This window comes from Pseudomonas sp. E102 (assembly GCF_052660185.1).
Genome location: NZ_CP084025.1, coordinates 173,868 through 189,053, shown reverse-complemented (window position 1 = coordinate 189,053; position 15,186 = coordinate 173,868). Strand labels below are relative to the sequence as shown.

Below are 15,186 nucleotides of genomic sequence, written 5' to 3'. Positions count from 1 at the left end.
CGACACGTGCTTTCAGATCTCAAATCGAATCTTCATCGCCTGTCAGCCGTTTCGCTGCTGGCTGTCGCCTTGGCACTTGTCGCCTGCAAGGCTCCGCCCTCCTCCACGTCCGCTTCTGCCTTGCCCACGGCTCCGGAAATCGCTTCCGGCTACCGCACCGATCTACAGACACGTCATGCCGACAAACACATGGCCGCCGCGGCAAACCCGCTTGCCGCGCAAGCCGGCCGGGAAATGCTCCGGCGCGGCGGGTCGGCCATCGACGCGGCAATTGCCATGCAGGCAGTGCTGACGTTGGTGGAGCCGCAGTCTTCCGGCATCGGCGGAGGTGCGTTCATTGTGCTATGGGACGGCAAGGCGGTGCGTACCTACGACGGCCGCGAAACGGCGCCGGCGGGTGCTACCGAGAAACTCTTCATCCAGGCCGACGGCAAACCGATGCCGTTTACCGCCGCGCAGATCGGCGGCCGCTCCGTGGGTACACCGGGCGTGTTGCGTGCCCTGGAGCTGGCCCATCGCAAACATGGCCGCCTGAAGTGGGCGACACTGTTCGAGCCGGCGATTGTATTGGCGGAACAGGGGTTCAGGATTTCGCCTCGACTTCACTCGATGATTGCCGCCGATGCCTCTTTACCCGGCTCCCCCGACATGGCCGCCTATTTCCTGAATGCCGACGGCAGCCCCAAGGCAGTGGGCACCCTGCTTAAAAATCCGGCACTGGCGGGCGTCCTCAAGCGTATTGCCAACGAAGGCCCCAATGCTTTGTACGAAGGGCCCGTTGCTGAAGAAATTGTCGCCAAGGTCCAAAGCCACGCCAATCCGGGCAGTCTGTCGTTGAGCGACCTCAAAGGTTACGCCGCCCGCGAGCGCGCGCCGTTGTGCACCGACTACAAACGCTGGCAAGTCTGTGGCATGGCGCCGCCCTCCTCCGGCGGGATTGCCGTGGCGCAGATCCTCGGAACATTGGAGAACCTGGAACAGCGCGACGGCCTAACCGCCCTCGCGGCATTGAAACCGATCAAATCCACGAACCCCGCTGGTATCGAGCCTTTGCCCGAAGCCGTGCACATGATTTCCGAGGCTGAGCGCCTGGCCTACGCTGACCGCGCCCTCTACGTTGCCGATCAGGATTTTGTCCCCGTGCCGGTCAAAGGTCTGGTCGACCCCACGTATCTGGCGAGCCGCGCAAGCCTCATCGGCCCTCGCAGCATGGGCGTTGCCAAGCCGGGAACACCACCGGGCATCCAGATGGCCTTCGCGCCGGATCGCTCGCCCCTGCGAATCTCCACCTCGCAAGTAGTGGCCGTGGATGACCAGGGCGGCGCCGTGTCGATGACGACCACGGTGGAGTCAGCGTTTGGTTCGCACTTGATGGTGCAGGGATTCATGCTCAACAACCAGATGACTGACTTTTCCTTCATACCCGAAGAGAACGGGCGCAAAGTCGCCAACCGCGTCGAGCCCGGCAAACGCCCGCGATCGTCCATGGCTCCGACCCTGATCTTTGATCGCCAGAGCGGCGAATGGCTGGCCGCGGTTGGTTCCCCAGGTGGATCACAGATCATTGAATACGTCGCCAAGTCCGTCATCGGCCTGCTGGATTGGGACCTGGACCCGCAAGCCGCCATCAATCTTCCCAACTTCGGCAGCCGCAATGGCCCCACCGAACTGGAACAAGGGCAATTCAGCCCGGCGTTGGTCCAGGCGTTGAAAGACAAAGGCCACACAGTGGGCGAAATCGACATGACCAGCGGCACCCAGGCGATCATCCGGGTGCGTGATGGCCAAGGGAAATCCTCGCTGGCTGGCGGGGCAGATCCAAGGCGCGAAGGTCAAGCGCTGGGCGACTGATCGGATTCGCTTCGCGGCTGGTAAACCAGCAGGTCGGCCGGCTGACAGTGCAGATAGTCACAGATGGCTTCCAGGGTCGCCAAACGTATGCCCTTGACCTTTCCCTGCTTCAACAGGGAAAGGTTGGCCTCGGTGATGCCAATGGCGGCGGCAAGATCCTTGGACTTGACCTTGCGCATCGCCAGCATCACATCAAGTTGAATCACGATAGGCATGGGTATCTCAAACGAAAGTTCGGTTTTCTGAATCGACTTCAGCGGCTTGGGACAATATCCGGGCAATGATCGCAATGCACGCCGCCAGAAACAACGCGACAAAGGACGGCGCGGTGATGCTCAAGCTCAGCAATCGCTGGCCAACGGGCGCATTGATGGTGAGCAGCAGGCTCAACAAAGGTTCGCACAGGAAATCCAGCAGCACCCACAATGCCACCGCGCGGCCGGCCTTGCCCAGTGCAATGGCGGCTTCGCCGGAGAAATACTGCCCCTGCGCATAGCGCTTGAAGAGCTGTCGCAGATTGACCAGCCCGACTGTCAGCGCCAGCAGAGGGATACTCGATAAGAAGATCGCGCCGAGGCTCTGCCAACCAGTCAACAAGGTCGCCTCCCCTGACAGGCTGGACAACTGACGCTGAGTCAATGCAAAGCCCAGGCCGTACTGCGACTCGATATCAGGAAACACCCAGACCAGGGCATTGATGGCCATCATGGCCGCAATGAATATCAGCGTGATGGCAGCCATCCGTTGACTATAAACAGCTAGGCGATTCGAACCCATGTGAGGCTCCAACAGAACGAAAGGAGCCCAGAACATAGCCTTAAAATTATCGAAATACGATAATTAATTTGTAAAAAACAACAATAAACCGCCCTTATGTTGATAACTGATTGGCAAACTGGCTCACCGCGTCCACGACTTTCTTCGCGCCGTCCTGGATCTCGACGATTACCGTTCCCGCCTCGGCCGCCAAGGCCAGGCCCTGTTCAGCCTGGTGTTGGCCGTCGGTCATCAGCGCCACGGCATTGCGAGCCATGTCCTGGTTCTGGCGAACGACGCCGACGATCTCATCGGTTGCCTGGCTGGTACGCGACGCCAGTTGCCGGACCTCATCGGCCACCACCGCAAATCCGCGCCCTTGTTCACCGGCCCGGGCAGCCTCGATTGCGGCGTTGAGCGCCAGCAGGTTGGTCTGTTCGGCGATGCCGCTGATGGTCTTGACGATGGTTCCGATGACCAGCGACTGTTCGTTCAGTGCCTCGATACCCTGGCCAGCGGTCTGCATATGCCGGGCCAGGTCGCGCATCACGTCCACGGCCTGGGTCACGACGGTGGTGCCGCGCTGGGCGCTGTTATCGGTTTGCAGGGAAGTGCTGTAGGCGATGTTGGCGGCCGCGGCAACGGCTTTTTCCTGCTTGACCTGGTCGGTGATGTTGGTGGCGAACTTGACGATCTTGTACAGGCGATCGTTGGCATCGACCACCGGATTATAGGAAGCTTCCAGCCACACCTCGCGACCGCTGCTGTCGATACGCTTGAAGCGCCCGGCAACGAACTCGCCGCTGTTCAAACGCTTCCAGAACTGCTGGTAGGTCGCGCTGTTGTATTGCTCAGGCTCGCAAAACGTACGGTGATGCTTGCCCTTGATCTGCGCGAGGCTGTAACCCATCGCATTGAGGAAACGGTCATTGGCCGTCAATACATGGCCACCCAGGTCGAACTCGATTACCGCCGTCGAATGCACCAGGGCACTTATCAGGTTCTCATGCTCGCGGGAGTTTTCGATGGTGCGAGTGAGGTCGTTGGAGTACATCGAAAAAGAACGAATTCGCCCCTCGGCATTGCGTATGGGCTGGAGGATCGAGCGCAGCCAGGCCTCTTTGCCGTCGCCCCGCATCAGGCGCACGGCGCCGGAAAAATGCTCGCCACGGGTCAGCGCGGTCTTGAAGCGCGCCTGGAATTCATTGGACTTCAGGTAAGCCGGTACCAGTTCCTCGACAGAACGGCCAATCAGGTCTTGGCTCTTGTAACGCATGTCATCGAGAAAGTTCTGGTTGACCGACTGTATCCTCCCCTCAGCATCGAGGGTCAAACCGAGCATTTCGCGATCAAGGCTCTCTTTTATCTGCATGAGACTGGAGAGTTCTTGGCGAAGAGCGAGCAGCTCCTGCTTCAAGCGATTGTTGAACATGGCAAGCTCCGGCAGGCAGGAGAATTACTGCTGTTCCTTGCCATCGGCCCAAGGATTTTTTTCTGAAGAGCGCCGGTGTTCGGTCTGAAAAAAATCACGTCGGACTCCGAACGCCGGTCCGTCTCCCACGGTCATTGGAATGTTCCAATATTGGCGCCCGACCGCCGATGCTTCGTCGCTCCAGATACCGATAATCATAAAAACCCGAGGTGATTGCCGTGACCACTGACATTGAAGACAGCCGTTCCGCCCGCTTCGCGCTGCGCTGTTCCAGTTTTGCCGAGCGCTGGTTCCCCGACTCCTGGGTCTTTGCCGCGCTGGCGGTGCTGGTGGTCGCGCTGGCGACGCAGCTCATTGGCGCCACGCCCACTGCCGCAGCCATGGCTTTCGGCGATGGGTTCTGGAGCCTGATTCCCTTCACCATGCAAATGGCGTTCGTGGTGATTGGCGGTTATGTAGTGGCCAGCTCGCCTCCAGCCGTCAAGCTGATCGACCGCCTGGCGCGCATTCCCAGCAATGGCCGCTCCGCGGTGGCGTGGGTGGCCGTGATCTCCATGGTCGCATCGCTGCTCAACTGGGGGCTGTCGCTGGTGTTCGGCGGCCTGCTGGTGCGTGCCCTCGCCCGGCGCGCGGACTTGAAGATGGATTATCGCGCCGCTGGCGCTGCCGCTTACCTGGGCCTGGGCGCGGTGTGGGCGCTGGGGTTGTCTTCTTCGGCCGCGCAATTGCAAGCCAACCCGGCCAGCCTGCCGCCATCGATCCTGTCGATTACCGGCGTCATCCCTTTTACCCAGACGATTTTCCTCTGGCAGTCCGGTGTGATGCTGCTGGCGCTGATCGTGATCTCGGTGATCATCGCATATGCCACCGCGCCGGGCCCCAACAGCGCCCGTGACGCCGCCGCCTGCGGGATCGACCCCAGTTTCAGCATGCCGGCGCTGCAACCGCGCACCCGCCCCGGGGAATGGCTGGAGCACAGCCCGCTGTTGACCATTGCATTGGTGCTGCTCGCCGCTGGTTGGCTGTTCCATGAATTTTCGACCAAGCCGGCCATCAGCGCCATTTCCGGGCTCAACACCTATAACTTTCTGTTCATTATGTTGGGCGCCTTGCTCCACTGGCGGCCACGCAGTTTTCTCGATGCCGTGGCCCGCGCCGTGCCAACCACCACCGGCGTGCTGATCCAGTTCCCGTTGTACGGATCGATTGCCGCACTGTTGACCACCGTCAAGGGCAGCGATGCGCAGACGCTGGCACACCATATCTCGACCTTTTTCGTACAGATCGCTTCCCATGACACCTACGCCCTGTTGATGGGCGTCTACTCGGCGGTGCTGGGCTTTTTCATTCCTTCCGGCGGCGGTAAGTGGATCATCGAAGCGCCCTATGTCATGCAGGTGGCCAACGACCTGAACTACCACTTGGGCTGGGCCGTGCAGATCTATAACGCCGCCGAAGCACTGCCGAACCTGATCAACCCGTTCTACATGCTGCCGTTGCTGGGCGTTCTGGGGTTGAAAGCGCGGGACTTGATCGGATTCTCTTTCGTGCAGTTGCTGGTTCACACGCCGCTGGTATTGGTGCTGCTGTGGGCCCTGGGGACCACGCTGACCTACCTGCCGCCAGTAATGCCATAAAGCCATAAAAAAGGGCCGATTTTTCCATCGGCCCACTTCTTCTTCGGCTCCGTCTGTTTCAGTATGGATACACCCTGTTTCCAAGGGCCCACGCTGAAAAGGATCTGAGCATGTTCAAACTCGCCGTACTTCCTCTCGCCGCCTTGGCCTTGAGCGCCACCGCCCAAGCCGCCGACATCGGTGTCAACCTTGGCAGCACCGAACGCGTCACCCGCCTCTTCGCTTACCCCAACAACTGCAATGTCATCTGTTTTCGCAACTGGACACTCGAGCAGACCGTCGAGCATTATTTGACGCAAAGCGTCCAGCGCGACGGCTACGACGCGGCCAAAGTCGAGGTCAAAAGCGACAACGGCACCGTCTACGCCAACATCAGTGGCGTGCCGAAGAGTTATGGCCAACCGTTGGCCGCCTTGCTCAACGCCGGCGACCTCGCCTATAACGGCGCCACGAAACTCAACAACGATAAAAAATGGGCCTACAACTGGTACCTGTTCCTGCCCCTGGGCATGGCGCTGGAGAACCGCAAGAGCGTCGAGCTGCTGCACTTCCCGCCGGATTATTCGCTGACCCAGGCCCAGGATTATCTGGAGTCGGCCACCACCGACCGCTGGGCCACGCTGCTGACCGCCAACGGCATCGCCGCCGGGGACACGCCTGCTTACCAGACCATCATCGACATCGCGCCCATTGCGGCGCCGTCCAATGCGGGCAGTACACTCGCCGGCCTGTATAGCTATTTCAACGATTACCAGACCACCATGGTCAAGGAAGTCACTCGGAACGCCAGCGGGGCGTCGCTGCCGATGGTGGCTTTCGGAGCGCCCGTCCGGGACTGGATCAAGACCCAATACGGCCAGACCGTGGCGGTACTCGGCCTGGCGACCATCGAGCCTGCGCCGGGGGCCAAGGTTCCGGTGCTGGGCTCCAACCACCCCAGCTACATCTGGTACGCAGCCGATCCGGACAGTTATGACGGCGACCAGGCCAAGGCCGATGCCGCGGGCTTGAAAATCATGGGCCAGGACCTGAGCGCTGCATGCTGGCAGGCCGGAATGGGCAGCAAGCCAGGTACCGACCCGAGCGCATTGCTGAGCCAATGCACCCAGACGTGGCAGGTCACGCAAAAAGAGCAGACTTGCGAGCTGTTCTATACCTCGGTTCGCAAGCTGAGCGAGGTGGACGCAGACAAGAAGTGCGAAACACCACCGGTCAAATCGCAACTGCAGCAGTTGAAAGTGCCCATGCCATTACCCGCCGAAGCCGTATAAACCCTGACGAGCCTTTCCTGTGTAAGCCTGCGCTCACACGGGAAAGCGCTTATGGCACCTGTCAGAGTCGACAGTAGATACGCATCACGGCTTGGAGGAAGCTATTGGAGTTTTTAACCGCCGCCGGCTGGAGGCCAGCGCTGAAAAGTCGAGTGTCCAGCACCGACAAGGACGGTCATGATCGAATTCATCGACAATTGCGTCGATTCAAAGACCCGGGACTGCATCTATCCGGGAAAACAATTCAGCCCTCGCCAGGGCTATCCCTCGGTGCGCGATTTTGAAGTGCGCCAGACCAACGCCGGTCGCGGCAATGGGATCATCGCCCGCAAGCCATTCGCCCCCATGACGCGGATGTGCAGGGTATCGGGGCTGCTGATCAGCCGCCGACGCCTGCACACATTGCAGCTTCTGCCGGATGTCCACATGTACGACCCACACTTCGCCGGATTGCTGCTGCACTCCTGCAATCCCAATGTCTTCCTGGACATGAGCGAATTGTGGCTGTGGTCCCTGACGGATATCCGTGAAGGCGACCGCCTGACGATGGACTACGCCAGTACTGAACGCAAGCTGTATCGGCAATTCGCCTGCCGGTGCGGTTCATCCAACTGCCACGGCTGGATCACTGGCTATGACGAATCGCCGAATGAGCGAGGAATGGAATTTTTGCGGCACTGGCGGCGCCGTTGTCATCGCGACTAGAGGTTGCCCTCAGGGCGCGTCGACCGGACGTAGCCGATACTGCGGCGGCAGTTGCTCGAAGCCGCTGATCGTGGTGTCCAGGCTTTTCCAGCGGCCGTCCTTGATGCCGTAGATGCAGCCATGAATCGACAACTTCTGCCCACGGTGCCAGGCGTTCTGCACGATGCTGGTGTGGCCCACGTTCGCCACTTGCTGGATCACGTTGAGCTCGCACAAACGGTCCACGCGTTCTTCTTCGGTGGGGAGCTTGGCCAAGGCATCGCGATGCTCGTAATACAGATCGCGAATCGAGCGCAGCCAGCCGTCGATCAGGCCCAGTTGGCGGTCTTGCATCGAAGCACGCACGCCGCCGCAGCCGTAGTGACCCGTCACCAGGATGTGCTTGACCTTAAGCACGTCGACTGCGTATTGGATGACCGAAAGGCAATTGAGGTCAGTGTGCAGTACGACGTTGGCGACATTGCGGTGCACGAACAGATCACCCGGCAACATGCCAACGATTTCGTTGGCCGGTACCCGCGCATCGGAGCAGCCGATCCACAGGTATTCAGGGGTCTGCTGACGAGCCAGCTTGGCGAAGAAGTCAGGATCCTCCTGCTTGATCGCATCGGCCCAGCGCGCGTTGTTATCAATCAGATCTTGTAATTCATTCATGCTGTCCAGCCTCGATAGAGAGTGCCCAACTGTGACAGACGACCGCCGGTCGAGGTCACGTCGGCGATGCATTGGAATTCCTGGCCCCACAGTCGGTCGACTCTTAGTAAGGCCCACAGTATGAGGAATTGCCATGAATGATTCACGACGTCCCTACGATGCGGTGCAACCGGAACCCATCGACGACAACGAAGACCGCATGGGCTCGATGCGTGAGCTGGAATTCGATGACGATGAATACGACGCCAGGATCGGCGATGAATTGCCGGAGGAAGAACGCGAGCAACTGATGCCGGATGAACGCGTGCGTGAAGCGGGCATGACAGGGGCCTCGATGGAAGACCGCCAGCCGACCGATGATGACATGAGCCCCGAAACCTTGATCCACGAAGACGGTGCCCGGGATGCCCACGAGGCCGGCGAGGATGAACAGGCCGATTGGGACCTGAGCGTCGTTGGAGAAGACGATATAGGTGGAGGCGACGGGTTGGACGAAGCGGAAATGGCCGATATCGATCCGCTCGACGGCAAGCGCTGACCGGTAACGCCACCGCTCCCACAGTGGTTTTGTGCTCTCAGGTTTTGGGAACGCCATTGACCCTGTGGGAGCGGGCCTGCTCGCGATGACCGCAGACCAGTCGATTCAATCCACCAGCGTACACACCATGACCACCGCATCCTCGCGCCCACCCACGGCAGGGTAATAGTCGCGGCGCCGCCCAACCTCGTTGAAGCCATAGCGCTCATACAGTCGGAACGCCGTGCGATTGCTGTCGCGCACTTCCAGGAAGCACTCACGCGCCTCGGCCTTGTAGGCAATCGACATGAGGTGTTCCAACAGCCGCAGGCCCAAGCCCCGCCCTTGGTTTTCCGGTTTGACGGTGATGTTAAGCAGGTGCGCCTCATCCAGGATGATCTGCACCACCCCATGGCCGACTTGCTGCTGGCCTTCGAACATCAGCCAGATCTGGTATTTGCCCAGCCCATCAAGAAATATCCCGCGGGTCCACGGGTGGCTATAGGCCGCGTATTCAATCTTCAGCACAGCGTCGAGGTCCGCCTCGGTCATCGGGCGGAACGATACAGCGTCACTCATTCGATTCTTTCCAGCGCGCCATCAGCCGGCGCATGGCTTGCCAGACTTCAGCCTTGCGCTGTGGCGTTTCCATTAACGATTCAAGCCCCGGCAACGCCCAGGAAGAGCCCAGGCCTTCGACCTGCAATTCACGGTAGAACGCGTCGAAGTCCGCCTCGCCAGCGAATTTCACCGCGGGCAGGCCAACCAGCCACAAGCACACACACGGTTCGTCTTCGAGCCGCGCCGAGACGAATCCCTGGACGAAATCCCGAGCCGCCTCGGGCCCCTGGTCCATCGTGCCCCGCGACAACAACGGCCAGCGCACCGGTTCGCCAATGATCTGCGGGCTGTCCGGCAGGCCAGCGGCGCGCAGCATGTCCTTGAGCAACAGGTAAGCGGGATCGCGGCTTTGGAACGGCTCGCCTGTGGGTAACTCCACCAGCAACAGGCAACGGCCGGCCCGCAGCAATTGCAGGGCGAAGCGCGGCGGCGGCACATGGGCGACCTTGATCGGGGCCGGCGCTACGTCGGCCTCTTCTACCGGTTTGGCATTCGTACGGGTCGAGGCCAGGCTCGGACGCGGGACTTCGATTTTCGGCCGTTCAGCGGCAGGCGCAACCGGTTCGGCGGCAGCCTTGGCTACGGGCGCTGCGTGAGGCGGCGCGATTTCCACCGGCTCCGGCGTTTCCAACAGCTCAGGCCGCGATGGCGCGGCAAAGGGCAATTCGGTACGCGGCAGCCAATTGACCACCTGCATGGCGGTCAGATAAGCGCGGCGACGGGACTCGATAAGCAAAGGTCGGCCACTTGGGGATAACTGAAAGTGGCAGCGATTCTACCGCCCTTCGGCGCGGACCGCTTCCCTGTCGGTGGATTAGTTGATCAATACGCGACGACAGTCCGTCTCGGGGGTGAATCGCAACCGGCCCGATGCAGTACAATCGCCGCTTTTAATTGCCAACCCGACGGCCATTGCGATGATCGAACCCAAGCGCGTCTTGCGCGCCCTCGCTGAACACTGGGCATTGCTGGAACCTTTGTGTGAGCATTTCGACCAGGGCACCCTGAGCCTCAACGAATTGCGTTCACAGCTGGCCGCCCAACAATTGGACAGCACGCCCCAGGACATCACCCATCTGCTGGACGTGTGGATCCGCCTGGACATCCTCGTACCGGTAGCGAAAAGCCCGAACCGCTTCGAGCTCAACGCCCAGATCCACGATTTCCTCGCCTACCTGCGCCGCGAACACCGCTTGGGCCTGTGCCTGGAAATCGAAGCCTACCTGCGCCACCTCGAGCGTCTGGCCGGCTATATCCAGGACGCCTTCGATGTGCGCGACGGCAACGACCTCGCCCGCCAGTTGCGCCTACTGGACATGCGCGTGCGCGACGTTCTCAAGAAGCTCGCCAACGACGAACAGGCGCTGGTCGCCGTCGCCGAACGGGCCAAGACCAGCGACCGGCAGATCCCGCTGCGCCAGCGCTACGCCGAAGTGCTGGCGACCTGGGACGAATACGTCGAGCCGATGATCCAGTTGGTGAACGCCGACGGCGCGTTCGAGCAAGGTGTGCGCAAGGTCGAGAATGTATTGCTGCGCATGCTCACCGAACAGCAGCGCCTCGGTCACCTGGTGGACGACGACATGCTGCTGCGCACTCACGCGCGAATCCTGGAGATGCAGACCAGCGCCCAGCTGACCCTGCGCCATGCGCGTGAGCTGCTGCTGCCGCTGCGCGAAGAGGCCCGCCGCCACAACGCCGTGACTCGTGGCGCAGCCCTGGCCCTGGCCGCCATTCGCCGTAAAGGTCTCGATGCCGTGCCGCAAGCGGCGATGCCGCTGTTCACCCGACCGCAAAGCACCTTCCTGGGCAGCGCCAGCCAGGTCGAAGCCTACGTGTATGCACTGGCCCGCTTCGAACCAAAACCGGCGCGGTTCCCCAAGTCTCACAAGACCCACAAGGGCGGCGATGCGCCGCGTGCGCCACGCACCGTGCGCGAGATGGTCGAGCGTTGCGAAGACGCCCTGCCGATGCCGGACCTGATGACGTGGCTGCTGGAGCAGGAACCGGACGGCGCCACTGACGAATTGCTGTACTGGTTCTCGCGTCTGTCGCGGGAAAAACGCTTCAAGCGCGAGCGTCTGGAACGCCGCGACTACCATACTCACGAGCATCAGGTCAGCCTGCGCTCCTTCGCCCTGCTCTCGGCCGGCGACACCGCCGCCGAGGATTCTGCGAGCATCCCCCATGCATCTTGATCTATCCGAACTGTCCCAGCTGGCGCCGATCTTCCGCGAGCTGTTCAAGGGTTATCACGTCAGCCGCCGCGACCCGGAGCTGTACGCCCAATTATCGAACTTCCAGGATCAATACCGCACGCTGTTCAAGGCCCTGGGCTTCGAGCTGGTGTGCGATACCCGCGGGTTCTATTACTTCGTGCCGGACCTGGCCGCCGCGGCAGTGAACAAGACCGCCCAGCGCCTGGCCCTGTTTACCTTCATCCTCGTCGAGCACCTGGCCGACCAGGGCCGCGACCCGATCGCCGTGCTCGACGGTGGCAGCCTGGGCCGTGATGAGCTGCCTTCGCTGCTGGAGAAATACCGCGACCTGTTCATCCAGGCCGAAGTGCAGACCCAGGAAGAGTTGGAAGAAAAAATCATGCGCCGCATGACCCAACTGGGTTTCGCCAGCGAAGAGAACGGCGTGTACCGCTTCCTGCCGCCAATGCATCGCTTCCTCGACGTCTGCCTGTCGGTCCAGCAGGACCGCGACCTGGCCGCCAGCCTGCACAGCGTGTTGCCGCTGCCAGCGCCGGTGCTGATCGACGAAGACAGCGACGAAAAACTGCTTCAGACCGATGACCCGCTGGACCTCAGTGAATTCGACGGTGAAGAAGAAAGCGAAGAAGACGCACTGGCCCGCGCCATTGCCGAAGAACAGGAGACCGACGCATGAGCAAGGAACGCTACGGCATCCGCCGCTTTGCCCTTTTGAACACCGCCGGCTACAGCCTCGGCCTGTTCCCCCTGGAGGAACCGCTGTCGGTGTACGGCGCGAACAACCTGGGTAAATCCGCCTCGATCAACGCCCTTCAGTTTCCGATCCTGGCGCGCATGTCGGACATGAGTTTCGGCAAGTACAGCCTGGAACAATCCCGGCGCTTCTACTTTGCCTCCGACACCAGCTACATTCTGGTGGAAGTCGCCCTGCCCCACGGCCCACACGTGATTGGCGTGGTAGGTCGCGGCCCTGGCGGCGGTTTCGGCCACCAGTTCTTTGCCTATGCCGGCAGACTGGACCTGGCTCATTACCAGAAAAACGACACCTGCCTGCGGCAGAAAGAACTGTTCACCAACCTGGAGCGCGAGGGCCTGAAAGCCTACGAACTCAAGCCGGATGAACTGCGTCGCCTGCTGGTGGGCGGCCACACTTCGATTCCGCTGGACCTGACGCTGATTCCGCTTCGCTCCACCAGCGAGCAAAGCCTCAAGACCTTCCGCGCGTTGTTCATCAACCTGCTGCACATGCGTGAAATCACCGCGGCCAAGCTCAAACAACTTTTCCTCGATGCGTTCGAGCACAGCCTGCGCTCCGGCAGCGTGGACTACATCGCGGCGTGCGAAGAAGCCTTCCGCGACGTACGACGCATGGAGCAGGACTACAACTCACTCGTGGCGGCCGGTCCGCTGGTGGAAGCCTTGGCCAATGGCGTGAAGCAGCGCGATGTCCTGCGGGGCAAACTGCATCGCCTCTCGCCGCTGCTCGACTCGCTTCTGGGCACCTGGTCGGATTACGCCAGTGCACGCAAGGAGGAGCTGACCATCCAAGCCGAGCATTACCGCAACGAGCAGGATTCGCTGCAGAACGACCAACGCGGCGGCACTCAGGAGCTGATGCGCCTGGAGCGGGAAATCAGCGGCATCCAGCGTTGGCTAGGCGAGCTGTCGGTGCTCAAGCATCGCTTTGCCCTGGTGGATGACGCCAAGGTCCTGGAGCAGCAACTGCTCGCCGCCAAGGACGCTCACGACGAACTGGCCGGCGCCCTGGCCCAGTCCCGTCAATTCAGCGCCGAAGACCTGGAAGAGCGCCTGCGGGACCTGGAAAAACGCCTCAAGTCGGTCAAGCAGCAACTCGACCACGCCGATAACAACAGCTACGCCCGCCTGCGCGAAGAGTTCTCCCAGCAGGACGTGGAACGCCTGATGCGCTTGTTCAACAGCGCCCTGTTCAGCCTGCCGTTGGGCGAACATGGCATCGCGCTGGATGAGAACGGCGAGTGGGTCAAGTCCATGGAGCTGATCCTCGACGGGTTCAAGGGCGAGCGGTTCGAAGTGCCGGGCCTGTCCATCGACCTGTCCCACATCGAGCCGCCGGCCCTGCAAGCCCTGGCCGACCGTGCCGCGCTGCGGGATCAGAAAGAGCGTCTGGAAAAAGAACTCAAGCAGCTCAAGACCCAGCAAGCCGTGGCCGCCGACCGCGCCGCAAGCAAGACCCAGACCGAGGCGCTGTACCAACAAGTGCTGGATGCACAGAAAGCCCTGGAAGACTTCCGTCGCACCCAGACCTTGAGTGCCGAAGAGGGCGAGAAGCTCGAGCAACTGGCGCAGATGGAAGCCGCCCAGGATGAGCTCAAGCGCTCCAGCGATGCCTTCACCGAGCGCGTCCAGCAGTTGTCCGCCAAGTTGCAACTGGTGGGCCGGCAGATCGCCGACATGGAAGCCAAGCAGCGCACCCTCGACGACGCCCTGCGCCGTCGCCAGTTGCTGCCGGCGGACCTGCCGTTCGGTACGCCATTCATGGACCCGGTCGACGATTCCATGGACAACCTGCTGCCACTGCTCAACGACTACCAGGACAGCTGGCAAGGGCTGCTGCGGGTTGACGGTCAGATCGAGGCCTTGTATGCCCAGGTACGCCTCAAGGGCGTGGCCAAGTTCGACAGCGAAGACGACATGGAGCGGCGCCTGCAACTGCTGATCAACGCCTATGCCCACCGCACCGACGAGGCCCTGACCCTTGGCAAGGCGCGCCGCGCGGCCGTCACAGACATTGCCCGAACCCTGCGCAACATCCGCAGCGACTACGACAGCCTCGAGCATCAACTGGCGCTGTTCAACCGCGAGATCAACAAGCGTCAGGTGTCCAACCTGCAGAGCTTCCGTATCGTCCTGGCGCCGAACAAGGAAGCGCTCAAGCACATCGACCAGATCATCCACAGCGCCGGCCAGTACGAGGAAGGCGAGACGCTGTCGGTGTTCGACCTCAGCCAGAGCGCCGAGCAGGACAACAAGAACGAAGAAGCCAAGGAGTACCTGGCACGACTGGTGGCGGCGAACCACAACCAGCTCGGCCTCAAGGACCTGTTCGAACTGGCATTCGAGATCACCAAGGTCAATGGCCAGCCGGTGATCCACACCGACATCGACGGCGCGGCGTCCAACGGCACTACCATGACCATCAAGGCGCTGACCAACATGTACTTGTTGCTGCACCTGATGGACCGTGAACAGGCCGGCCGCGTGCGCCTGCCGTACTACCTGGACGAAGCGGCGGACATCGACGAGAAGAACCAGGCCGCACTGCTGGAAACCAGTCTGCAACTGGGCTTCGTGCCGATCCTGGCGAGCGTGAAGCCACAGGTCTGCGCCAGTGTCGCCATCGACCTGGAGGGCGGCAGCGGCCCGAACGGCATCTACATCGATGAGGCGGACTGGAAATACATTCGTCGCCATGATGCCGTGAAGGCCACGATGAACGTCCAAGCCGATGAACCGGAGCTGGATTCGGTTTGAGGTGATCATC

The 15,186-nt window shown here is 61.3% G+C and carries 13 protein-coding genes and 2 pseudogenes; 8 read left to right on the top strand and 7 right to left on the bottom strand.

The genetic code is table 11. The annotated features are described in order from the left end of the window. The first annotated feature begins 6 nt into the window (after positions 1–6). On the top strand, positions 7–1,851 hold the full coding sequence (gene ggt, locus DOCECA_RS00910; RefSeq protein WP_434609566.1) for a gamma-glutamyltransferase: 1,845 nt from the start codon (positions 7–9) through the stop codon (positions 1,849–1,851). Here ggt and DOCECA_RS00905 read toward each other — a convergent pair. The 4 genes and pseudogenes from DOCECA_RS00905 to DOCECA_RS00890 form a co-directional block, all read right to left on the bottom strand. Next, positions 1,833–2,066 (bottom strand): helix-turn-helix domain-containing protein, encoded by a 234-nt coding sequence (locus DOCECA_RS00905; protein ID WP_434562314.1) that lies wholly within the window; start codon positions 2,064–2,066, stop codon positions 1,833–1,835. The genes ggt and DOCECA_RS00905 overlap by 19 nt on opposite strands. 7 nt (positions 2,067–2,073) lie before the next feature. Further along, a complete protein-coding gene (locus DOCECA_RS00900) occupies positions 2,074–2,592 on the bottom strand; it encodes a DUF2975 domain-containing protein (protein WP_434562312.1) in 519 nt (172 codons plus the stop codon). 130 nt (positions 2,593–2,722) lie between these two features. Continuing rightward, a pseudogene (locus tag DOCECA_RS00895) lies at positions 2,723–3,154 on the bottom strand (methyl-accepting chemotaxis protein); the annotation flags it as partial. A gap of 156 nt (positions 3,155–3,310) precedes the next feature. Then, positions 3,311–3,883 (bottom strand): annotated as a pseudogene (locus tag DOCECA_RS00890) (PAS domain-containing protein); the annotation flags it as partial. Between the two features lie 374 nt (positions 3,884–4,257). Here DOCECA_RS00890 and DOCECA_RS00885 point away from each other — a divergent pair. The 3 genes from DOCECA_RS00885 (at position 4,258) to DOCECA_RS00875 (ending at position 7,652) form a co-directional block, all read left to right on the top strand. Continuing rightward, on the top strand, positions 4,258–5,676 hold the full coding sequence (locus DOCECA_RS00885) for a short-chain fatty acid transporter (RefSeq protein WP_420764051.1): 1,419 nt from the start codon (positions 4,258–4,260) through the stop codon (positions 5,674–5,676). A 110-nt stretch (positions 5,677–5,786) separates the two neighbouring features. Beyond that, positions 5,787–6,947, top strand: a complete 1,161-nt coding sequence (locus tag DOCECA_RS00880) for a hypothetical protein (protein ID WP_434650012.1) — start codon at positions 5,787–5,789, stop codon at positions 6,945–6,947. A 177-nt stretch (positions 6,948–7,124) separates the two neighbouring features. Further along, the gene (locus tag DOCECA_RS00875; RefSeq protein ID WP_445571321.1) at positions 7,125–7,652 is read left to right on the top strand and encodes a lysine methyltransferase; all 528 of its coding nucleotides are present in this window, start codon (positions 7,125–7,127) and stop codon (positions 7,650–7,652) included. A 9-nt stretch (positions 7,653–7,661) separates the two neighbouring features. Here the strand turns inward: DOCECA_RS00875 and can are convergent, their stop codons facing one another. Next, complete coding sequence (gene can / locus DOCECA_RS00870) at positions 7,662–8,306, bottom strand: carbonate dehydratase (RefSeq protein ID WP_039594546.1); 645 nt, start codon at positions 8,304–8,306, stop codon at positions 7,662–7,664. Between the two features lie 133 nt (positions 8,307–8,439). Between can and DOCECA_RS00865 the strand changes: the two genes are divergently transcribed. Continuing rightward, the gene (locus DOCECA_RS00865; RefSeq protein WP_445571320.1) at positions 8,440–8,844 is read left to right on the top strand and encodes a serine kinase/phosphatase; all 405 of its coding nucleotides are present in this window, start codon (positions 8,440–8,442) and stop codon (positions 8,842–8,844) included. A 105-nt stretch (positions 8,845–8,949) separates the two neighbouring features. On the opposite strand, the gene rimI is transcribed toward DOCECA_RS00865, so the two are convergent. Together rimI and DOCECA_RS00855 are read right to left on the bottom strand one after the other, a co-directional pair. After that, positions 8,950–9,402 carry a ribosomal protein S18-alanine N-acetyltransferase gene (rimI, locus tag DOCECA_RS00860; RefSeq protein WP_420764047.1) on the bottom strand — a complete coding sequence of 151 codons (453 nt, stop codon included), beginning with the start codon at positions 9,400–9,402 and terminating at the stop codon, positions 8,950–8,952. Beyond that, entirely contained in the window at positions 9,395–10,180 is a 786-nt protein-coding gene (locus DOCECA_RS00855) for an energy transducer TonB (RefSeq protein WP_445571319.1), read from the bottom strand. The genes rimI and DOCECA_RS00855 overlap by 8 nt, the downstream gene beginning before the upstream one ends. Before the next feature lie 181 nt (positions 10,181–10,361). Here DOCECA_RS00855 and mksB point away from each other — a divergent pair, with 181 nt between their 5' ends. From mksB to mksF, 3 genes are read left to right on the top strand one after another with little or no spacing between them, the layout of a single operon-like run. Beyond that, the gene (mksB, locus tag DOCECA_RS00850) at positions 10,362–11,642 is read left to right on the top strand and encodes an Mks condensin complex protein MksB (RefSeq protein WP_434562302.1); all 1,281 of its coding nucleotides are present in this window, start codon (positions 10,362–10,364) and stop codon (positions 11,640–11,642) included. Beyond that, a complete protein-coding gene (gene mksE, locus DOCECA_RS00845; protein ID WP_181289764.1) occupies positions 11,632–12,339 on the top strand; it encodes an Mks condensin complex protein MksE in 708 nt (235 codons plus the stop codon). Before mksB ends, mksE begins: the two co-directional genes overlap by 11 nt. Beyond that, positions 12,336–15,176: an Mks condensin complex protein MksF gene (gene mksF / locus DOCECA_RS00840; protein WP_445571318.1), complete on the top strand. Its 2,841-nt coding sequence runs from the start codon at positions 12,336–12,338 to the stop codon at positions 15,174–15,176. Before mksE ends, mksF begins: the two co-directional genes overlap by 4 nt. Positions 15,177–15,186: the final 10 nt, after the last annotated feature.

Excerpts from the sequence above, each read along its gene's own strand:
- DOCECA_RS00905 (WP_434562314.1), bottom strand. The coding sequence starts at position 2,066 with ATGCCTATCGTGATTCAACTTGATGTGATGCTGGCGATGCGCAAGGTC.
- DOCECA_RS00900 (WP_434562312.1), bottom strand. The coding sequence starts at position 2,592 with ATGGCTGCCATCACGCTGATATTCATTGCGGCCATGATGGCCATCAAT.
- DOCECA_RS00880 (WP_434650012.1), top strand. The coding sequence starts at position 5,787 with ATGTTCAAACTCGCCGTACTTCCTCTCGCCGCCTTGGCCTTGAGCGCC.
- DOCECA_RS00875 (WP_445571321.1), top strand. The coding sequence starts at position 7,125 with ATGATCGAATTCATCGACAATTGCGTCGATTCAAAGACCCGGGACTGC.
- can (WP_039594546.1), bottom strand. The coding sequence starts at position 8,306 with ATGAATGAATTACAAGATCTGATTGATAACAACGCGCGCTGGGCCGAT.
- DOCECA_RS00865 (WP_445571320.1), top strand. The coding sequence starts at position 8,440 with ATGAATGATTCACGACGTCCCTACGATGCGGTGCAACCGGAACCCATC.
- rimI (WP_420764047.1), bottom strand. The coding sequence starts at position 9,402 with ATGAGTGACGCTGTATCGTTCCGCCCGATGACCGAGGCGGACCTCGAC.
- mksB (WP_434562302.1), top strand. The coding sequence starts at position 10,362 with ATGATCGAACCCAAGCGCGTCTTGCGCGCCCTCGCTGAACACTGGGCA.
- mksE (WP_181289764.1), top strand. The coding sequence starts at position 11,632 with ATGCATCTTGATCTATCCGAACTGTCCCAGCTGGCGCCGATCTTCCGC.
- mksF (WP_445571318.1), top strand. The coding sequence starts at position 12,336 with ATGAGCAAGGAACGCTACGGCATCCGCCGCTTTGCCCTTTTGAACACC.